This window comes from Streptomyces albiflavescens (assembly GCF_014645835.1).
GTDB classification, from domain to species: Bacteria; Actinomycetota; Actinomycetes; order Streptomycetales; family Streptomycetaceae; genus Streptomyces; species Streptomyces albiflavescens.
In genome coordinates, this window is sequence record NZ_BMMM01000002.1 from 931330 (window position 1) to 950558 (window position 19229).

Consider the following 19229-nt stretch of genomic DNA (forward strand, 5'->3'; position numbering starts at 1 on the left):
CACCCGAACAGCCCCCTGGAAGGGAAGCGTGTGACTATGGCGATCGAGGTCGGCACCAAGGCCCCGGACTTCGAGCTCAAGGACAACCACGGCGCCACCGTGAAGCTGTCCGACTTCCGTGGTGAGAAGAACGTGGTGCTGCTCTTCTACCCCTTCGCTTTCACCGGTGTGTGCACGGGCGAGCTGTGCTCCCTGCGCGACAACCTGCCGCAGTTCACGGACCGGGACACCCAGCTGCTGGCCGTCTCCAACGACTCCATCCACACGCTGCGCGTCTTCGCCGAGCAGGAGGACCTGGAGTACCCGCTGCTGTCCGACTTCTGGCCGCACGGCAACATTTCGCGCGCGTACGGCGTCTTCGACGAGGACAAGGGCTGCGCGGTGCGCGGCACGTTCATCATCGACAAGGAGGGCGTGGTCCGCTGGACCGTCGTGAACGGCCTGCCGGACGCGCGTGACCTGAATGAGTACGTCAAGGCGCTCGACACCCTGTGATTGTTCGGTTCCAAGCCCTGCGGGGTGCGGGAACCCGTCACTAGGATCGACACGTTGATCCGATACCAACGCACTACGGGGCTTCCCGCCCCCGGACACCATTGGGAGGACTCGTGGGAGTCAGCCTCAGCAAGGGCGGCAACGTATCGCTGTCGAAGGAGGCCCCGGGACTGACCGCGGTCATCGTCGGTCTGGGATGGGACGCCCGGACCACCACCGGCGTGGACTTCGACCTCGATGCCAGTGCCATCCTCACGAACGCGGACGGCAAGGTCAGCACCGACCAGAACTTCGTGTTCTTCAACAACCTGAAGAGCCCGGACGGCTCGGTGGAGCACACCGGCGACAACATCACCGGTGAGGGCGAGGGCGACGACGAGCAGATCAAGGTCAACCTCGCCGCCGTTCCCGCCGACGTCCAGAAGATCGTGTTCCCGGTCTCCATCTACGACGCCGAGAACCGCCAGCAGTCCTTCGGCCAGGTCCGCAACGCGTTCATCCGCGTGGTGAACCAGGCCGGCGAGGCGGAGATCGCGCGCTACGACCTCTCCGAGGACGCCTCGACGGAGACCGCGATGGTCTTCGGCGAGCTCTACCGCAACGGCGCCGAGTGGAAGTTCCGCGCCATCGGCCAGGGCTACGCCTCGGGCCTGCGCGGCATCGCGCAGGACTTCGGCGTGAACGTCTGAGCCGTAGGGCCCCGGCTCATCGGTCCGGCGCCGCACCCTCGGGTGCGGCGCCCGGCCTGCGTACAACTGAAAGATCGACCTCGGGGAGGACCAGCATCATGGGCGTCACGCTCGCCAAGGGGGGCAATGTCTCCCTCTCGAAGGCCGCACCGAACCTCACGCAGGTGATGATCGGGCTCGGCTGGGACGCGCGCTCCACCACCGGAGCCGACTTCGACCTCGACGCCAGCGCGCTGCTGTGCAACGGGGGCCGGGTGCTCGGGGACGAGTGGTTCATCTTCTACAACCAGCTCAAGAGCCCGGACGGCTCGGTGGAGCACACCGGTGACAACCTCACGGGTGAGGGCGAGGGCGACGACGAGTCGATCCTGATCGACCTCTCCAAGGTGCCGGCCAACGTGGACAAGATCGTCTTCCCGGTCTCCATCCATGACGCCGACAACCGCGGCCAGACCTTCGGCCAGGTCAGCAACGCGTTCATCCGCGTCGTCAATCAGGCCGACGGCCAGGAGCTGGCCCGCTACGACCTCTCCGAGGACGCCTCCACGGAAACGGCGATGATCTTCGGCGAGGTCTACCGCTACAACAACGAGTGGAAGTTCCGCGCGGTCGGCCAGGGGTACGCGTCAGGCCTGCGGGGCATCGCCCTCGACTTCGGGGTCAATGTTTCCTAGAGCCCACCCACGCCGGTCGAAGGGGCAGCCCTCTACACTTCGTGGTCAACGTTAGGTAAAGCCGAGTACGGCGCGGGGGAGACCCGTACACACACGATGATTGGGTAGCCAGTGCTTCTGAAAACCTTCGGCTGGTCGTTCGCGATTACCGCGCTCGGTCTGGTCGCAGCGGCGTTCTACGGGGGGTGGACCGCCTTCGGCATCGTGGCGATCCTGGCCGTCCTGGAGATCTCGCTGTCCTTCGACAACGCGGTGGTCAACGCCGGAATCCTGAAGAAGATGAATGCCTTCTGGCAGAAGATCTTCCTCACGGTCGGTGTGCTGATCGCCGTCTTCGGTATGCGACTGGTCTTCCCCGTCGTGATCGTCGCCATCAGCGCCAAGATCGGCCCGATCGAGGCCGTCGACCTCGCGCTGAACAACAAGGACCACTACCAGGAGCTCGTGACCGACGCCCACCCGGCGATCGCGGCCTTCGGTGGCATGTTCCTGCTGATGATCTTCCTCGACTTCATCTTCGAGGACCGTGACGTCCAGTGGCTGCGCTGGATCGAGCGGCCGCTGGCCAAGCTCGGCAAGGTCGACATGCTGTCGGTCTGCATCGCGCTGGTCGTCCTGCTCATCACCGCGTTCACCTTCGCGACCCATGCCCACCAGCACGGCGGCGCGCACGTCGACAAGGCGCAGACGGTGCTGATCTCCGGCATCGCGGGCCTGATCACGTACATGATCGTCGGCGGACTCTCCGGCTACTTCGAGGACAAGCTCGAGGAAGAGGAGGAGCGGGAGCACGAGGAAGAGGAGGAGGCCGAGCGGACCGGCAAGAAGAAGCCGGCCATCGTCCTCGCCGGCCAGGCCGCGTTCTTCATGTTCCTCTACCTGGAAGTGCTGGACGCGTCCTTCTCCTTCGACGGCGTGATCGGTGCCTTCGCGATCACCAACGACATCGTGCTGATGGCGCTCGGCCTCGGCATCGGCGCCATGTACGTCCGGTCGCTCACGGTCTACCTGGTTCGCCAGGGCACCCTGGACGACTACGTCTACCTGGAGCATGGCGCGCACTACGCGATCGGCGCGCTCGCCGTGATCCTCATGGTCACCATCCAGTACGAGATCCACGAGGTCATCACCGGCCTCGTCGGCGTCCTCCTGATCGCCTGGTCCTTCTGGTCGTCCGTGCGCCGCAACAGGGCGCTCGCGGCGGCCGAGGGAAAAGGTGAGGCCTCGGACGAGAAGGCCGAGGTCTCATCCGGGGTGTGACAGCCCCCTCTCCTGAGGCTCGGTTCGCCGGCGTGTGAACCGGGCCCCGCGGAGGAACGCTCTGAGCGGGGCGGCCGTCGAGGAACAGTCCTCGCGGCCGCCCCGCCGCACATCTAGGGAACGTGGGGGCGGAATGGGCATCTGGCAGGACCTGTGGCGCGGACGCTCGACGGACTTCGACTCCGGCAGCGCGGCCACCAACTCCATAGAGCTGACCAAGCGGAACCACACGGTCTCGCTCACCAAACAGGGCGCGGCCACCGGCAATCTGCGCATCAACCTCTCCTGGCGGATGCGCACCTCCGACATCGGCGGCCCGGAGCGCGGCAGCCTGCTGCGCCACCCCTTCCGCACCTTCAAGCCGGAAGTGGTCCAGGCGCACACCCAGAGCATGGTCAACGTCGACCTCGACCTGGGTGTCATGTACGAGCTGACGGACGGCACGAAGGGCGTGGTCCAGCCACTCGGCAGCTTTTACGGCGAACTCAACGTCCCGCCGTATGTGAAGCTCAGCGGCGACGACCGCTTCGGCTCGGGCTCCGGCGAGACGGCCTTCGTCAACCTCGACCACCGCGACGACATCAAACGGCTGCTGGTCTTCGTCTACATCTACGACCAAACCCCCGCCTTCGACCGCACGCACGCCATCATCACGCTCTACCCGAGCAACGGCCCCCGCATCGAGATCGGCCTGGAGGAGCGCCATCCGCAGGCCCGGTCCTGCGCGGTCGTGATGATCCAGAACAACAAGGGCGAGCTGACCGTGCGCCGCGAGGTGAAGTTCGTCTACGGCTTCCAGGCCGAACTCGACCGCCTCTACGGGTGGGGGCTGCAGTGGGGCCGTGGCTACAAGTCAAAGGCGGAGCGTTGAGCCACGGCTGCGGGCATGCGTGCCGCCAGGGGCGGCACGCGTCCCGAGGAGAGCGGCACCCGGTGGGTGCCAGCAGGCGCCCCGGCCCCACAGCGCACCGGATGGCGCCGTCTAACGTCCGATGAACTGCGGCCCCTGCGGTGGCAGCCGGAAGTCCGGGTCGGGGCCGGCGCCCACAGCTTGCGGGAAGCCGTACGCGGGTTGGGCGGCCGGAGCGGTCTGGGGCCCCGGGTAGCCGTAGGCCGGCTGACTGGTGGGCTGGGGATAGCCGTACGCCGGCTGAGCTCCAGCCGGCCCCGCGGGAGCCGTCTGCGGCTGCGGATACCCGTACGCGGGCTGCTGCGGCACCGGCGCGGGCTGCTCGGGCGGCAGCGGCACCGACGTCTCGGGGGCGCCGACGGGCGCGGCCCACGCGGCGGCCTCGGGGGTGGATCCGGACACGGGCGCGGCGGCGGCCTCCGTCTCGTCGACGGAGATCCCGAAGTCGGTCGCGAGCCCCACCAGACCGTCGGAGTAGCCCTCCCCGAGCGCCCGGAACTTCCAGCCCTCACCGCGCCGGTACAGCTCCCCGCAGATCAGCGCGGTCTCCGCGCCGGTCTCCGGCTTGATGTCGAAGTACGCCAGCGGTTCGCCGTCCGCGACCGCGGCGTCGTACAGCAGGATGCGCAGGGCTCGTACGCGGTCGAAGGTGACGTCGTCCGCCGATGCGACGAGGAGAATCTGTCCGACACCGGACTCGACACCGGCCAAATCCGTCTGGATCGTGTCGGTCAGGCCCTCGGTGACGCGTTTCTTGCCGAGTCGCCAGACCTTGCCGGAGGGGTGGCGGGGCTGGTTGTAGAAGACGAAGTCCTCGTCGGATCGCACACGACCGTCGGGGCCGAGGAGCAGCGCCGAGGCATCGACATCGGGGACACCCTGCCCGGGCGTCCAGCGCAGCACCGCGCGCACCGCTGTGGCGTCCAGCGGGACGTTCGACCCCTTCAGCATCGCGTGCGTCATGCGGTCATCCTGCCCTCTCGGTCCTGGTCACGACAACGTGGGGTCTCCCCGGAACCGGCGAGTGTTGGACACGGCCGAGTTACCTGAACTTCATGCCCGATGGGAACCTGTGACATAGATCCATACGTACTATTACCGGCCACATCACGTCGGCCAACTAGCCGCCACGGGGGAGTTTCATGCGTCATTTTGGTCACATCGCCCCTGAAGAGCGGCAGCGCCTCTTCTTCCGGGAACCCGGCGACTTCACCGCCGACTCGCCGGCCCGGGTGCTCGCGGCGGCCCTCGGGGCCACGCTGTACAGCCCGGCGAACCGGCCGCAGCTGGCCGACGACATCATCAAGCAGGCCGGGCGCGGTGTGGTCTCGATGGTGCTGTGCCTGGAGGACTCGATCGACGACTCGGAGGTCGTGGACGCCGAGGAGAACCTGGTCCGGCAGTTCACCGAACTCGCGGCACGCCAGGACACCGGTGAGGTCCCGCTGCTGTTCATCCGGGTCCGCTTCCCCGAGCAGATCCCCGACCTCGTCGAGCGCCTCGGTCCCGCCGTCCGGCTGCTGTCCGGATTCGTGATGCCGAAGTTCACCGAGGAGCGCGGCATGCCGTTCCTCGAGGCGCTCACCGGTGCCGAGGTGGCGAGCGGGCGGCGCCTGTTCGCCATGCCGGTGCTGGAATCGCCCGAGCTGCTGTACCGGGAGTCGCGCGTCGACACCCTTGAGGGCATCTCCCGCGCCGTCGACAAGTACCGCGACCGGGTGCTCGCGCTGCGCCTCGGCGTGACGGACTTCTGCTCCTCGTATGCGCTGCGCAGGGCCCCCGACATGACGGCGTACGACGTCCAGGTCGTCGCCTCCGTGATCGCCGACGTGGTGAACATGCTGGGGCGGGCCGACGGCACCGGCTTCACGGTGACCGGGCCGGTGTGGGAGTACTTCCGGGTCCAGGAGCGCATGTTCAAGCCGCAGCTGCGCCGCAGCCCCTTCCTGGAGGGGCAGGCGGAGGAGCTGCGTGAGGCGCTGATCGAGCACGCCATGGACGGCCTGCTCCGTGAGATCACCCTCGACCAGGCCAACGGCCTGCTCGGGAAGACCTGCATCCACCCCTCGCACGTCCTGCCCGTGCATGCGCTGTCCGTCGTCAGTCACGAGGAGTACAGCGACGCGCAGGACATCCTGAAGCCCGAGCGCGGCGGCGGGGGCGTGCTGCGGTCGGCGTACACGAACAAAATGAATGAGGTGAAGCCGCATCGCGCCTGGGCCGAGCGCACCCTCCAGCGTGCCGAGGTCTTCGGCGTCGCCCACGAGGACATCGGCTTCGTGGACCTGCTCGCCGCCGGGCTCCCGGCGTGAGCCGGCGCGAACCGGCGATGCGGAATCCGATCAACAAGGAACTGATGAACGACGCAGTGAACGACGCAGTGAACGCCTCGGCGAACGACGCGGTGTGGACCGGGACGTGGGTCGCCCAGCGGCTCGGCGTCGAACTCGTAGGTGACGAGAAGCTGAGCGACCTGCTGGGTCTCGCGCTGCGCCGCAACCCCAGGCGCGCGCATCTGCTCGTGTCGAACGTCCTCGGCAAACACGTACCGCAGTCGCCGGCCGTGGTGTACGGATACGGGTTTGCGCTCGGCCGGCGGGTGCGAGACCTGCTGGGCGCCGAGGACGCCGGCGCGGCCGTGGTCCTCGGGTACGCCGAGACGGCCACCGGCCTCGGCCACTCGGTCGCGGACGGTGTCGGCCTCGCGCCCTACCTGCACTCCACCCGCCGCCCGGTCGAGGGCGTCGCCCGGGCGGGCGGCTTCGAGGAGTCCCACTCGCACGCCACCTCGCACCTGCTCCTGCCCGAGGAGTCCGGTCTGCTGGCGGGCTCCGGCCCGCTGATCCTCGTCGACGACGAGTTCTCCACCGGCAACACCGTCCTCAACACGATCCGTGACCTGCACGAGCGCTATCCGCGCGAGCGCTACGTCGTCGTGGCGCTGGTCGACATGCGGTCGGCCGCCGACCTGGGGCGCCTGGATGAGTTCGCTCGGGAGATCGGCGCGCGGGTGGACCTGGTGTCCGCGGCGTCGGGGACCGTGAAGCTCCCGGAGGGCGTCCTGGAGAAGGGCCAGGCCCTGGTCGCCGCGCATGAGACGGCGGCGCCCGAAGCCCCCGTTCGGGGGAGCGCGGACAAGGCCACCCGTGTCCAGCTCGGCTGGCCCCGCGGCGTCCCCGACGGCGGGCGGCACGGGTTCACACCCGGCCATCGAATACGGCTGGAGGGCGCCCTGCCCGCGATGGCCGCCCGGATCGCCGACGCGCTGCCGGACGGCGCGCGGCGCGTGCTCGTGCTCGGCTTCGAGGAGCTGATGTACGCGCCGCTCAGGCTGGCCCGGGAGCTGGAGCAGGTGGTGACCGCCGAGGTGCGCTACTCCACGACCACCCGCTCGCCCGTTCTCGCCCTCGACGACCCCGGCTACGCGATCCGCACCCGCCTCGTCTTCCCCGCCCACGACAACCCCGACGACGGCCCCGGCGAGCGCTACGCCTACAACGTCGCGGGCGCCGGCTTCGACGCCGTCGTCGCCGTCGTCGACTCGGTGGCCGACACCCCTGAACTGCACGCCCCCGACGGCCTGTTGGCCCAGCTGGCGGGGCACACCCCGAGCGTCCTGCTCGCCGTCGTCCCGTCGTACGTCCCCGCACGGCCGTTGACCGAAAGGCCCTCCATGCTGCCCGAGCCCCTTCGCGGCCCCGCCTTCTCCTCGTACGCGGCCGACGAAGTCGGCTGGCTGCTCCAGGACCTCTCGGACGTGGGCCTGGAGGCGCCGACCGAGGAGCGCGAGGAGGCGATCCAGAGCGGCGGCGCCCACTACGCGGAGTCGCTGCCGGTCGAGTACCAGCCGACCGCTCAGTACCAGGAGCTGTTCCACGCGGCCCTCGACACCTCGGCCGCCCGCATCGCCCAGGCCGTCGGCGCCGTCACCGAGCTGGTGCTGGCCGAAAGGTCACCGCGACCGGTCCTGGTGTCACTGGCCCGCGCGGGCACGCCCGTCGGTGTCCTGATGCGCCGCTGGGCCAAGCACCGCCACGACCTCGACCTGCCGCACTACGCCGTCTCCATCGTCCGCGGCCGCGGCATCGACGCCAACGCGCTGCGCTGGCTCGCCGCCCACCACGACCCGGCCGACGTCGTCTTCGTCGACGGCTGGACCGGCAAGGGTGCGATCACCCGCGAACTGGCCGACGCGATAAGGGAGTTCGAGGCGTCCGACGGCATCACCGGCTTCGACCCGGAGATCGCGGTGCTCGCCGACCCGGGCTCGTGCGTGCGGACGTACGGCACCCGCGAGGACTTCCTCATCCCCTCCGCGTGCCTCAACTCGACTGTCTCCGGGCTGATTTCGCGTACGGTCCTGCGTGCCGACCTGGTCGGCGAGCACGACTTCCACGGCGCGAAGTTCTACCGCGAACTCGCCGGCTCCGACGTCTCCGTCGACTTCCTCGACGCCGTCGCCGCGCACTTCGCCGAGGTCACCGACGCGGCCTGCGCCCAGGCCAAGGAGCTCCTCGCCGCCGACCGCACCCCCACCTGGGAGGGCTGGACGGCGGTCGAGCGGATCAGCGAGGAGTACGAGATCCACGACGTGAACCTCGTCAAGCCGGGCGTCGGCGAGACCACCCGGGTGCTGCTGCGCCGCGTCCCGTGGAAGATCCTCGCGCGCGCCGGAGCGGGCGCCGACCTCGACCACGTACGCCTGCTCGCCGAGCAGCGTGAAGTACCTGTCGAGGAGGTCGCCGAACTCCCGTACACCTGCGTGGGGTTGATCCACCCGAAGTACACGCGTGGCGCGACCGGCGCCGACGGCAAGGCGGTGACCGTCTGATGTCCGCGCCCAAGACGCTCGTCGCCAGCGACCTCGACCGTACGCTGATCTACTCGTCGGCCGCTCTCGCGCTCACCATGCCGGACGCCCGCGCACCCCGGCTGCTCTGCGTCGAGGTGCACGAGAGCAAGCCGCTGTCGTACATGACCGAGACGGCGGCCACCCTGCTCACCGAACTCGGTGACACGGCCGTCTTCGTGCCCACCACGACCCGTACCCGCAAGCAGTACCAGCGCATCAACCTGCCGGGCCCCGCCCCGAAGTACGCGATCTGTGCCAACGGCGGGCACCTGCTCGTCGACGGCGTCTCCGATCCCGACTGGCACGGGAGCGTGATGGCGCGGCTCGCCACCGAGTGCGCGCCGCTGGACGAGGTGCGGGAGCACCTGGCGGCCACCGCCGATCCCTCCTGGGTCCGCAAGCACCGGGTGGCCGAGGACCTGTTCGTCTATCTCGTGGTGGAGCGCGAGCTGCTCCCCGAGGAATGGGTGAAGGAACTGGCCGTGTGGGCCGAGAACCGCGGCTGGACGGTGTCGCTGCAGGGCCGCAAGATCTACGCCGTACCCAAGCCGCTCACCAAGAGCGCGGCCATGCGCGAGCTCGCCCGCCGCACCGGCGCGACCCTGACCCTCGCCGCCGGTGACTCCCTCCTCGACGCCGACCTGCTGCAGGCCGCCGACCGTGGCTGGCGCCCCGGCCACGGCGAACTGGCCGAGGCGGACTGGACGGCGCCCGCGATCACGGCTCTTCCGGAGCGGGGGGTCGCCGCGGGGGAGCGGATCCTGCGGGAGTTCGTGAAGGCCTGCGACGGACAGGCGTCGATCTGAGGCCGGGCGTTACCGTGGGCGGGGGGCCCGACGTGAGGAGAGCCACGTGGCCAAGGGCAACAGCACTCGACTGACGGACGAGCTCTACGCGTACATGCTCGGTCACAACCCGCCGCTGGACCCCGTGCAGCGCATGCTGGTCGAGGTCACCCACGTCCAACTCCCGCTGGTGGCGGGCAAGCAGGTCGCCGAGGAACAGGGGGCGCTGCTCGCGTTCCTCGTGCGGCTGACGGGGGCGCGCCGGATCGTCGAGGTCGGTACGTTCACGGGGCTGTCGGCGCTGTCCATGGCTCAGGCGCTGCCGCCCGACGGGACGCTGCTGACCTGCGACATCTCCGAGGAGTGGACGGAGTACGCGCGGGAGGCCTGGGCGAAGGCGGGCGTCGCCGACCGGATCGAGCTGCGGATCGCGCCCGCGCTTCAGACGCTGCGCGGGCTGCCGGACGAGCCGCACATCGACATGGCGTTCATCGACGCGGACAAGGACAACTACATCGCGTACTGGGACGAGTTGGTGCCCCGGATGCGCCCCGGCGGACTGCTCGCCGTCGACAACGTCTTCCTGCACGGCGGCGTCACCGACCCCGAGGCGACCGGCCTCGCCGCGGCGATCAAGGAGTTCAACGAGCACGTGAAGGCGGACGACCGCGTGGACAGCGTGATGCTGGCGGTGGCGGACGGGATGACGTTGGCGCGGCGGCGATAGCGGGGCGGAGTGCCCCGCGATCCGGGGATCAGCCGCAGCAGCCCCCGCCGCAGCAGCCACCGCCGCCACCCGCGCGGGGCGCAGGTGCGGGCGCGGCGGACGACGATCCGCCCACCGAGACGGTCGACAGCAGCTTCACCGTGTCGTCGTGGCCGGCAGGGCAGTCCGCGGGAGCGGAGGACTCCGCCATCGGACGGCTCAGTTCGAAGGTGTCGCCGCAGGTCCGGCAGCGGTATTCGTAGCGAGGCATGAGGCCCAGATTAGCGGGCGCCCCGCGCCGCCGACGAGGCTTGCCCAGGAAGCTCGCGCTCCCTGGCCCGCTGGAGGGCCAGCGCGTGGGCCTTGGGTTCTTTCCGGTCGGCGGGGGCCGTGCGTTCTCTCGGCGTCCGCCCGGGGGACCCGGTCCGCCGACACCGGGGTGCGGGAGGCTTCGGGTGGCCGACACGGGGGTGCGGGAGGCTTCGGGCGCCAGACACGGGAGCCCGGGAGACTTCGGGAACCCAGGACCGGAGCGGAGACCTCAGGCTCCGCCGCCCCGCTCCTCACGGATCTGCGAGACCACCCGCGCCACCGTCTGCCGTACCGCCTCGGTCTCGGTCAGGAAGTGCCAGTAGTCGGGGTGGCGCCCGTCCAGCGTGCCGACGGCACGGTCGAGACGGGCGACGGAGTCGTCGAGCGGGCGGGCGTGTCGCGGGTCGGGGGTGCTGCGGCCCGCCATGGCCAGGCGCTGGGCGTCACGGATGGCGAACCGGGTGCGGTCGATCTCCTGCTTCGGGTCCTTCGCCACCGCGTTCAGCCGGCGCAGCCGGTCGCCGGCGGCCGAGACGGCCTCGTCGGTGTTGTTCAGCAACGCCCGCACGGTGGACAGCAGCGAGGTCGCGTCCGGCCAGCGCTGCGTGTCGCGCGCGGCCTGCGCCTCCTTCAGCTTGAGCTCGGCCTGCCGTACGCTCTCCGCGGCCTGCTCCGGCACGTGCTGCAGGTCCTGCCAGCACGCGGCCGAGAAGCGCCGCCGAAGCTCGCTCAGGACCGGCTCCACCTGCCCGGACCGGGTGGTCAGCGCCTGTGCGCGGGTGCGCAGCGAGACCAGCCGGTGGTCGATCTCGGCGGCCCGCTCGGGCAGCCGCTCCGCCTCCGCGCGCACCGCTCCGGCCTCCCGCGCGACCCGCTCGGCGCGCTCCAGCGTCTCCGGTACGCCGTGCTGTCCGGCCCCCTGGTTGAGCTTGGTCAGCTCGGGCCCGAGGGCGGCGAGCCGGGCGGCGAGGTCATCGGCCTTGAGCCCCGAACCCCGTACGCCGTCCAACGCGTTCGAGGCGGCCAGCAGGGCCTGGCGGGCACGCTCGACGGCGGGGGCGAGCCGGGCGAGCTGTGTCTCCGCCTTGCCGAGCAGCGGCCCGAGCCCCCGCTCGAACCGGTCCAGATCCCCCTTGACCCGGCCCAGCTCGTCCTTGGCGGCGGTCAGCTCGGTGCGGGCCCGCGCGGCGGCCGACGCCTCCAGGTCGTCGCGGTCGAGGTCGTGGGCGTCCACGGCGGTGATGTACTGATGACTGGCCTCGTCGATGCGCCGCCCCAGCGCATCGAAGTCGGAGACCGCGCGGCGGGCCGCGGGCGAGTCGTCGACGGCCGTGATCGTCTCGATGGAGATCCGCAGATCGCGCTGCGCGGTGTCGAGCTCGTAGAAGGCGGCCGCGGCGGCGTCCTTGGCGGCCTGCGCCTCGGCCCGCTGACTCTCGGAGCGACCGCCGAACCACCGCCGGGTGCCGCCACCGGCGAAGGCGGCGGGCAGCACGAGCGCGGCGAGCAGCGGCACGGTCATGAGGGTCAGTGCGTCACGGGTGGCGCGCGAGATTCCGAGGGCGCGGCGAGCCCGGTACCGCCGAGTCGAGGGGCGACGGGGCGCTTGCTGTGCGCATGGCACAAACGGCGAGTACGGCTGCGAAGGTGTCGCCGTCACATCCCTCTCCCGTGCTGTCATCCGCCTTGCCCGGCTGTCATTCTCCCACCGGTTAAGGACGAACACACGGGCCGGTTAGTTCGCGGTTCGTACCGTGATCTTCCCGTCATTCGTGTGGGCGGACACCACATGGGAGCTGGCCGGGTCGCGGGGTACGGACACATTCACTGACCCGTCACCGCTCCCCGTCGTCACGCGGTAGCCGGCCCGCGGCAGCGCGATCGTGACGGAACCGTCCTGCGAGCGGGAGTCCACCACGTCGGGTACGGCGCCGAGTTCGAGCCGTACCGAACCGTCCTGCGTACGGGTGCGCACCTGGCGCGAGTCGACGCCGAGCGCGTGGATGGACCCGTCGCTGCTGCGCAGGTCCAGCGGCCCCGAGGAGTCCGTCACCCGGACAGAACCGTCCGACGTACGTACGCTCAGCGCCTCCTTGAAGCCCTGCGCGCGCACGCTTCCGTCCCCGTCCTTCACGGTGACGGCGATGCCGCGCGGCACCACGATCCGGTGCCTGGCCGAACAGTCGGCCACCACTCCCGAACACTTCATCCGCAGCACCAGTCGATCGCCGTCCTCCATCGCCCAGGTCACCCTGGGATCCCCACCGACGACGACGTGCCCCTGGAACCACCGGGTGACCTCGACCTTGTCCGACTTGGCGGAGTCCGAGACCACGAGATCGAGCGCGGAGTCGTCCGAGTCGACGGTGAGCGTGCGCCCGTGCAGCGCGAAGGACCGGTGATCGGGATTCTTGTCGTCCCCGGCGGACGCGCCACAGGCGGTGACGCCCGCGACGAGGACCACGACGACGCCGGCGAGGGCGCCCGCGCGGGCAGGAGCGATACGAGCCATGGTGTTTCCCCCTGAGACGGACTGGCTGCGAAGGCTCTTCGACCGTACGGAGCCGAGGCCCGCGGGGGGATCCGGGCGGCTCCCGGATCGAAGGTGGGGATAACCCCCCGCTCCGCCCCGCCCCGTCCGCCCCCACTCGCCGGATACGGGTTTGCAGGGCATCCCCTCGGGCAATGTAGGCTGTCGACTCGTCCTGGGCGCGTAGCTCAGCGGTAGAGCGCCGCCCTTACAAGGCGGATGTCGGCGGTTCGAAACCGTCCGCGCCCACCAGTCTCAGGACACGAGAGAGGCCCAGGTCAGCGGGTAGGTGCCCGGAGACCTGGGCCTTGGTCTTTCTTGGCCGCTCGGAGCCGTCGTGCCACTTACGTGCCAGATGAGTCGCGCGGGGGCCGCTTCACTTTCTTGATCTGTCCGTCGACGTAGTCGGCGATCTGATGGTCGCGGCCGTTGACGAGGTGCTGGTAGATCAGCGCGGCCCGCACGGACGAGTGGCCCATCCTGTGCATCAGCTCGCGGGTTGTCGCGCCACCGGTCGCGGCGAGGGTGTTCCCGGTGTGCCGGAGATCGTGGAAGTGCACGTCGCCGAGGCCGGTCGCATCGAGAGCCCGGAGCCAGATCCGGCGAAAGTTGTTCCGGCGAAGAACACCGCCGCGGGCCCCGACGAAGACGAGCCCGGTTCTGCCGGCCTCCGCGTGCTCCGCCAGGTGGTGCGCCAGCTCGGGCACGAGCGAGGCCGGGAACGCCACCGTGCGGACGCCAGCTGCGCTCTTGGGCGCCTTGACCGTCATGCCGTCTGTCCGCGTCTCGGCATAGGAGCGACGGACGGACACGGTACGGGCCTCCAGGTCGATGTCCCGGCGCTGGAGAGCGGCCAGCTCACCGAAGCGGAGCGCCGAAAAGGCAGCGAGGAGCCGCAGCTCCCGGCCAAAGTCGCTACGCCGACCTAGGGCCTGTCCGACGGGTCGCGTCACCGACCCCGCACCCGACAGCGCTATCACCCGAATGGCGCAACATGACGTGCCACCCACATGGGTGAAGATCAAACTGACTAGTGCCCCAACCGAGGCAATCCGTGAAAGGGGAATCGAATGCGCATTCGACGAATCCTCGCCGCCGTCATCGTCACGGCAGCCCTCGCTGGACTCGGCCTTACAGGCGCCGCCACCGCCACCGCACAGGGTGCCCCATCCTACGTCACCCCTTCTCAGTGCAAGCAGGGCGGCGGAACGGCCGATCTGACGGACAACACCTGCAAGGGCGGTATGTACGACGGGGAGAAGATCGACTAAACCCCACAAGGCGCCCCGCAGCCACGCGCCGCGGGGCGCTCCCGCGCGAGCGTAGCCGGGAGAGTCGCAGGGACTGTGCCGACCCGTCGGGCACGCTAAGTGGCCAACAGTCGTCCTTGTCCTAACACTCTCGCTCGGGGCCGTCTCTGGGCCGTGCGAGGGTGCTCAACGACGACCAACGCTGACAACCACCGACAGCTAAGTCGCAGGTCGCAGCGTTGATCCATTACACGGCCGCAGGTCAGGCACCCGGCCCTTCACTTCCAGAAGAACTGAGCTCAAGCGGTGAACGGTCAAACACGCGTCCGACGTAGCCACCAAGGCCACTCAAGGGGTGCGAAGGGGTCTTGGATGGACTGGGCGTATCGGGTGGCGTCAGGTTGGCGCAGGAGAGTGCGTAGCTTTCGACGGTGCTTGCTGGGGAGGGCCAGACAGGCCCTTTCGAGGAGCGTTCTCCCTGACTCAGCCCCGCTGGCCGCTTCGTAGCAGGTCGGCTGATCACCCCAGCGCGGGCCCCGTCGCTTTCCTGTCGCCTTCCACGCTCGAAACGCGTACGTCACAGCGCCGGGTTCGAGACCGTTCCGACGCTCGAAGTCGCGGATCTTGCGCTGGGTGGAGAGTGGCAACCCGTGGAACGCTGGCGTCGCGCTGCGACGGGCGGGCCAGGGGCGGCGTCGGGGCTGAAATGCTGCTCTTACGGTGGCCGGCGACCGGCGAGGCATGGCACTTCCAGGGGGATGTCTACTGCCAAGTTACTTGCCGTACAGCGGCGAAGTACAGCAACCACCGCGACCGGAACCGAGTTCGCATCGAGGGGCGATCTGGCAACGGCGGCCGTGCCCGTTGCGTGCCCGGTCCGACGGGACGCAGCGGGGACTCACGGGGAACAGCGGCACCGATCGGGCTTCGGCCCAGGTCAGCGAGTTGCCAGGTCAGCCGCGATCCGCAAACGGCGTCTTCCAAACTGGTGCTCCAGACCCGAGAGAATGGCCGCGCGTGTCAAGACTGCGTGCGGCGACTGACACCAGTGGCTGACACCAACAAGCACGAACAGCAGCGGTTGGCGCCAACCCTCAGGGGACGATTGACCGAGGCGCAGGCCCGGTTGACCGACGTCGACGGTCCCCTGTGATCGACCTGATAAAGATGAGGCCGCATCTCAAAGCTTGCCTCGACTCGCCGGAAACTTACGGGGCCGTGATCACTCGCTCCAAGGCGGCTCCAGCCCAAGGCCGTTCCGCCGACCTCGCGTAGTGTCCGGCGCAGCTCTCTCGACCGACTGGAGGACACCATGACGGACCCATTGCTGATCACGCTCGCCGATGCTCTGGCGAACCTCATGGTCTCCATCGACATGACTGATGACGATGACGTTGACCCGGACGTCTGCGTGCCGTGGTTCGAAGACGTCGCACACAAGCTCAGCCAGCTCTCCGCCGATGACCGGCACAGACTTGCCCAGGTGATCCGAGAGGTGGCCGACCGGGAGCCCGATGCCCAGAGACAGACGGCACTCCTCGAAACCTCGGACCACCTCGGCCTCGAAGATCCGGATGATGAATGAGTAGTCCGTGCCCCTCCCGTGCCCGTTCGGTCGGGATACAGCGGGGAGTCACAGTCGCTGGCGGACAGCGGGCATGAGAACGGCCCCTGACCGATCTACCTGGTCAGGGGCCGTTCACCAGCGCGGTGGTCGTGGGATTTGAACCCACGGTGACTCGCGCCACGACGGTCTTCAAGACCGTTCAGGGCTTGTGCGCGGTCGGCGCTGACAGGTCCCCCTCTTAGCCATCAACTAGGCCTGGACGTCGGTTGGGCCACGGATTGGATACCGGACCACCCCCAGACAGAACCAGGGATGCAGCTGCACTTCAGAGCTGGATACCTCGCCGCCGACCGCGCGACGCCGACCCTAAGGGTTGTCCTGTAGCTGTGCCGAGTAGATCGAGAGGCAGTCCAGGGAACTCACTTCACTACGACGTTGTCGCCGGCCGAAGTCGACGGGCCGGTGGTGGTGTTGCCGTAGTACGCCCAGCGCCAGGTACCGGTCTGGGATGCCTTCACGGTCGTCCTGAGATCACCCGAGCCGTTCGCGTATACCTTCTTCAGCGTGGTGTAGGAGGTGGCTCCGGTGGGCTTGAACTGCAGGCTCACCAGGCGGCCTCCGTAGGAGGCGTACTTCCTGGTCTCCCAGTTGGCCCGCGTGACCTTTCCGGTCACGGTGATGGTCCTGCCCTTGGCTACCGGCTCGGGCGAGGCATTCACAGTCAGGCGGGAGTTGCGCTTGACGTAGACAGTGAGGCCCTCATCGTCAGTGTCACCGCCGCCGCCCTGGAAGGACACCTCGGCCGCGACCTTCCAGGCTCCGGCCTCGCTGTTGTGCATATCCCACACGCTCGGGTCGAAGTACATCGTCTCGTTGAAGTCGCACACGCCAGTGCTCACCTTGATGCAGTCGCTCGTCTCGATGGCGTGCCACAGCCGATCACCCGTCGGATCCGCATTGCCGCGGTACAGGAACACCGCCGGATACTTCCACTCGTGGGTGGTCGCCATCCGGAAGGAGGTGGGCACCGCGACCTCGTTCGACACCCCGATCACAATGGGCTTGCCGCCATTCACCTGGACACGGGTGAACGAGACCCCGCCCTCGGCCGCCCCGGCCGGCACCGCGACCACGCCCGTGAACACCACTGCCGCGCCACCGGCCACGACAGCTCTCCAGACCTTCTTCCCCACCTGATCCCCGATCTCTGTACCGAAAGGCGCCGGCGACTCATCTTCCGGCGCCTTTCAGACAGTCGGGATCCACACGGGGTTGTACACCCTTGGATCACGATCGGGCATCAGGCGATCTTCGCCTCGCACGAGGCGGTCGACACCGGTCGAAGATCATTTACGGGACAACCTTTAGGGCCTCACCCGGACAGTAGTAGCGGTGAGTGTCTAACTGCGTGACAACCGCGACGCACAACCACGAACAACCGTGGACGTCAGCGGACCATCAGCGCCGGTGACAGGCACAGCAACCCAAGGGCAGCGAGCATCCCCAGTTGCTTCGGGACGAAGAGGTCCCCGTGCCACAGCCGTGCCACAGCCGTGCCACATCGTGCGGTCAACCACGGTCAACGACGGCTTGCTGCAGTCGAGATGTGCTGTTCGCCTGGGCTGCAGCTACAGCCGTCGTGACCTGGGCAGGCCCGCCAACGACCACGTCCGCCCTTACAAGGCGGATGTCGGCGGTTCGAAACCGTCCGCGCCCACCAGGACAAAGACCCCCAGCCGATCATGGCTGGGGGTCTTTGACATCCGGATCCGACAACAGCGCCGGTACTACTCGCGCTGTAGACGCCTCGTGAGCAGCCGGTCCATGTGGCTGACCGAGCTGGAGACCCGGCTCGCCGAGGCCGCGCGCGGACGGGAAGACCGAGACCGATCTGTTCCTCGAAGCGATGGGTGCAACAGGCCCGTTGATTCCCAAGCTCAGGACTTTGAGCTGCCCTGGGGGCAAAGTGGAAGGCCACGGTCAGCGGTCGGCGCACTTATAGGAGCCGTCCGCCTGCCGCGCGATGGAATTGTGGCCCCAGCACTTCAGCATCGGTGCAAGCGTGTACGCCCGATAGCAGGCCGCGACGAGCAGTAGACCGCAGACCAGGCCGACGAATGGCCGCACGCGCGGGGACGCCCACAACGTGGCTGCCAGCGCCCCGAGGAGCGCGGTGACGCTGAGGGCCAGCGGAAACAGCGCAAGGCCGCTGAGGTTGTCCCGCCACCCCGCGAAAGCGTCTGGAGAGTCAACCTCCATCGTGGCCACGAAACTGAACAGGAGTAGCAGCCCGCCAAGCGGCACCAACCCCATGATCAGGCCCACGGTCACACAGCCTCTCGCGACGCCTCCGCGCTCCGGAGGTGTCGAGGTGCCGGCCATGTTCATACCTACCCTCCGACGCTTGCCGCGGTGACTCTCCTGGGTCGCACAAAGAACGTCAACATCATCGGAGGCATGCAAGACGCGGCCGTAATGTTCACCAGGCCGGACAGGTAGGCCACCAGGAGCAGGAGCTACAGCCAGTAGACGCCGAAGTCGGTATCCCGCAGGTCAGACCTCAACTCGCAGGACGCTGGATGCCTTCCTGGAGGCTCTGGAAGCTTGGATCTCGTCAGCGGTTTCGGCCTATATCGCCCAGGTTTCAAAAATGCCCGACTTCTTCCCGATGAAGAGCGCTGCCGAAGTAGGAACCAGCAAGCAAATGCCGATGCCGCCAAGCACATATGGTGCCACTGCCGTCGCTTTCGGGAAGTGGCCATCGGGTCGACGCTTGCGCCCAATAGCGAAGCGCCGGATAAACAGAGCGGCACTCAGCATGAGCAGGAACGCGCCGACAATCTGCAGCGCCATCAAGCCGCATTCAATAAGGAAAAGGACCAGGTACGAGAGCAGCACCCCCACGACTACCCTCACTTACTCAGATTTCGGCATTAATCAGAATCCGGTCGGCTTTCATCGCCGTCGGCTGCAACCATGCGCAAGGCGGACAATAGGATCATGGCCTGGACTGCGTCAACCCGTGCAGCTGAACGCGTGCCCGATGCGTGCCCGACCGGTTGCGATGAGGCGCACGCCCCACTCCGTACAGCAGTGCAGTACAGCAGCGACAGCAACCGACAGCACCCGCCATGAAGTCGACGGCGGCCCGAAAGCGGCCGTAATGAGGCTTTTCCAACCTGGTTGCGTAGCATGCCGG

Annotated in this window: 18 protein-coding genes, 1 tRNA gene and 1 pseudogene; 12 read left to right on the forward strand and 8 right to left on the reverse strand. The window is 68.6% G+C overall.

Features of this window, described 5'->3' with window-relative positions; translation table 11 throughout:
- Positions 1 to 36 precede the first annotated feature (36 nt).
- From IEY95_RS09010 to IEY95_RS09030, 5 genes are all read left to right on the forward strand, one after another.
- A complete protein-coding gene (locus tag IEY95_RS09010) occupies positions 37 to 495 on the forward strand; it encodes a peroxiredoxin (RefSeq protein WP_189185454.1) in 459 nt (152 codons plus the stop codon).
- A 113-nt stretch (positions 496 to 608) separates the two neighbouring features.
- Positions 609 to 1184, forward strand: coding sequence for a TerD family protein (locus IEY95_RS09015; RefSeq protein WP_189185330.1), 576 nt, complete (start codon positions 609 to 611; stop codon positions 1182 to 1184).
- A gap of 98 nt (positions 1185 to 1282) precedes the next feature.
- The gene (locus IEY95_RS09020) at positions 1283 to 1858 is read left to right on the forward strand and encodes a TerD family protein (protein ID WP_189185331.1); all 576 of its coding nucleotides are present in this window, start codon (positions 1283 to 1285) and stop codon (positions 1856 to 1858) included.
- A 111-nt stretch (positions 1859 to 1969) separates the two neighbouring features.
- Complete coding sequence (locus tag IEY95_RS09025; RefSeq protein ID WP_189185332.1) at positions 1970 to 3118, forward strand: DUF475 domain-containing protein; 1149 nt, start codon at positions 1970 to 1972, stop codon at positions 3116 to 3118.
- Between the two features lie 133 nt (positions 3119 to 3251).
- A complete protein-coding gene (locus tag IEY95_RS09030) occupies positions 3252 to 3989 on the forward strand; it encodes a TerD family protein (RefSeq protein ID WP_189185333.1) in 738 nt (245 codons plus the stop codon).
- Between the two features lie 111 nt (positions 3990 to 4100).
- Here IEY95_RS09030 and IEY95_RS09035 read toward each other — a convergent pair whose 3' ends face one another.
- On the reverse strand, positions 4101 to 4991 hold the full coding sequence (locus IEY95_RS09035; RefSeq protein ID WP_189185334.1) for a TerD family protein: 891 nt from the start codon (positions 4989 to 4991) through the stop codon (positions 4101 to 4103).
- Between the two features lie 179 nt (positions 4992 to 5170).
- Between IEY95_RS09035 and IEY95_RS09040 the strand changes: the two genes are divergently transcribed.
- From IEY95_RS09040 to IEY95_RS09055, 4 genes are read left to right on the forward strand one after another with little or no spacing between them, the layout of a single operon-like run.
- On the forward strand, positions 5171 to 6340 hold the full coding sequence (locus IEY95_RS09040) for an HpcH/HpaI aldolase/citrate lyase family protein (RefSeq protein ID WP_189185335.1): 1170 nt from the start codon (positions 5171 to 5173) through the stop codon (positions 6338 to 6340).
- 44 nt (positions 6341 to 6384) lie between these two features.
- Positions 6385 to 8859 carry a phosphoribosyltransferase gene (locus IEY95_RS09045; protein ID WP_189185336.1) on the forward strand — a complete coding sequence of 825 codons (2475 nt, stop codon included), beginning with the start codon at positions 6385 to 6387 and terminating at the stop codon, positions 8857 to 8859.
- Positions 8859 to 9686 carry an HAD family hydrolase gene (locus tag IEY95_RS09050; RefSeq protein WP_189185337.1) on the forward strand — a complete coding sequence of 276 codons (828 nt, stop codon included), beginning with the start codon at positions 8859 to 8861 and terminating at the stop codon, positions 9684 to 9686. Before IEY95_RS09045 ends, IEY95_RS09050 begins: the two co-directional genes overlap by 1 nt.
- Positions 9687 to 9732: 46 nt before the next feature.
- Positions 9733 to 10392: an O-methyltransferase gene (locus IEY95_RS09055; protein ID WP_189185338.1), complete on the forward strand. Its 660-nt coding sequence runs from the start codon at positions 9733 to 9735 to the stop codon at positions 10390 to 10392.
- A gap of 28 nt (positions 10393 to 10420) precedes the next feature.
- Here IEY95_RS09055 and IEY95_RS09060 read toward each other — a convergent pair whose 3' ends face one another.
- From IEY95_RS09060 to IEY95_RS09070, 3 genes are all read right to left on the reverse strand, one after another.
- The gene (locus IEY95_RS09060) at positions 10421 to 10642 is read right to left on the reverse strand and encodes an FmdB family zinc ribbon protein (protein ID WP_189185339.1); all 222 of its coding nucleotides are present in this window, start codon (positions 10640 to 10642) and stop codon (positions 10421 to 10423) included.
- Positions 10643 to 10912: 270 nt separating this feature from the next.
- Positions 10913 to 12343: a hypothetical protein gene (locus IEY95_RS09065; protein ID WP_189185340.1), complete on the reverse strand. Its 1431-nt coding sequence runs from the start codon at positions 12341 to 12343 to the stop codon at positions 10913 to 10915.
- A gap of 75 nt (positions 12344 to 12418) precedes the next feature.
- Positions 12419 to 13195: a DUF4097 family beta strand repeat-containing protein gene (locus IEY95_RS09070; RefSeq protein WP_189185341.1), complete on the reverse strand. Its 777-nt coding sequence runs from the start codon at positions 13193 to 13195 to the stop codon at positions 12419 to 12421.
- Positions 13196 to 13390: 195 nt separating this feature from the next.
- Here IEY95_RS09070 and IEY95_RS09075 point away from each other — a divergent pair.
- Positions 13391 to 13465 (forward strand) — tRNA-Val (locus IEY95_RS09075).
- A 92-nt stretch (positions 13466 to 13557) separates the two neighbouring features.
- On the opposite strand, the pseudogene IEY95_RS09080 reads toward IEY95_RS09075, so the two are convergent.
- Positions 13558 to 14118 (reverse strand): annotated as a pseudogene (locus IEY95_RS09080) (tyrosine-type recombinase/integrase); the annotation flags it as partial.
- Positions 14119 to 14283: 165 nt separating this feature from the next.
- Between IEY95_RS09080 and IEY95_RS09085 the strand changes: the two are divergent.
- Together IEY95_RS09085 and IEY95_RS09090 are read left to right on the forward strand one after the other, a co-directional pair.
- Positions 14284 to 14484 carry a hypothetical protein gene (locus IEY95_RS09085; RefSeq protein WP_189185342.1) on the forward strand — a complete coding sequence of 67 codons (201 nt, stop codon included), beginning with the start codon at positions 14284 to 14286 and terminating at the stop codon, positions 14482 to 14484.
- 1291 nt (positions 14485 to 15775) lie between these two features.
- Positions 15776 to 16048: a hypothetical protein gene (locus IEY95_RS09090; RefSeq protein WP_189185343.1), complete on the forward strand. Its 273-nt coding sequence runs from the start codon at positions 15776 to 15778 to the stop codon at positions 16046 to 16048.
- 401 nt (positions 16049 to 16449) lie between these two features.
- On the opposite strand, the gene IEY95_RS09095 is transcribed toward IEY95_RS09090, so the two are convergent.
- From IEY95_RS09095 to IEY95_RS09105, 3 genes are all read right to left on the reverse strand, one after another.
- On the reverse strand, positions 16450 to 17223 hold the full coding sequence (locus IEY95_RS09095; protein ID WP_189185344.1) for a hypothetical protein: 774 nt from the start codon (positions 17221 to 17223) through the stop codon (positions 16450 to 16452).
- Between the two features lie 787 nt (positions 17224 to 18010).
- Complete coding sequence (locus tag IEY95_RS09100) at positions 18011 to 18355, reverse strand: hypothetical protein (RefSeq protein WP_189185345.1); 345 nt, start codon at positions 18353 to 18355, stop codon at positions 18011 to 18013.
- Between the two features lie 303 nt (positions 18356 to 18658).
- Complete coding sequence (locus tag IEY95_RS09105) at positions 18659 to 18934, reverse strand: hypothetical protein (protein ID WP_189185346.1); 276 nt, start codon at positions 18932 to 18934, stop codon at positions 18659 to 18661.
- Positions 18935 to 19229 lie beyond the last annotated feature (295 nt).

Coding starts and splice junctions, on each gene's coding strand:
- IEY95_RS09010 (WP_189185454.1), top strand. CDS start 37: ATGGCGATCGAGGTCGGCACCAAGGCCCCGGACTTCGAGCTCAAGGAC.
- IEY95_RS09020 (WP_189185331.1), top strand. CDS start 1,283: ATGGGCGTCACGCTCGCCAAGGGGGGCAATGTCTCCCTCTCGAAGGCC.
- IEY95_RS09030 (WP_189185333.1), top strand. CDS start 3,252: ATGGGCATCTGGCAGGACCTGTGGCGCGGACGCTCGACGGACTTCGAC.
- IEY95_RS09035 (WP_189185334.1), bottom strand. CDS start 4,991: ATGACGCACGCGATGCTGAAGGGGTCGAACGTCCCGCTGGACGCCACA.
- IEY95_RS09040 (WP_189185335.1), top strand. CDS start 5,171: ATGCGTCATTTTGGTCACATCGCCCCTGAAGAGCGGCAGCGCCTCTTC.
- IEY95_RS09045 (WP_189185336.1), top strand. CDS start 6,385: ATGAACGACGCAGTGAACGACGCAGTGAACGCCTCGGCGAACGACGCG.
- IEY95_RS09050 (WP_189185337.1), top strand. CDS start 8,859: ATGTCCGCGCCCAAGACGCTCGTCGCCAGCGACCTCGACCGTACGCTG.
- IEY95_RS09060 (WP_189185339.1), bottom strand. CDS start 10,642: ATGCCTCGCTACGAATACCGCTGCCGGACCTGCGGCGACACCTTCGAA.
- IEY95_RS09070 (WP_189185341.1), bottom strand. CDS start 13,195: ATGGCTCGTATCGCTCCTGCCCGCGCGGGCGCCCTCGCCGGCGTCGTC.
- IEY95_RS09085 (WP_189185342.1), top strand. CDS start 14,284: ATGCGCATTCGACGAATCCTCGCCGCCGTCATCGTCACGGCAGCCCTC.
- IEY95_RS09090 (WP_189185343.1), top strand. CDS start 15,776: ATGACGGACCCATTGCTGATCACGCTCGCCGATGCTCTGGCGAACCTC.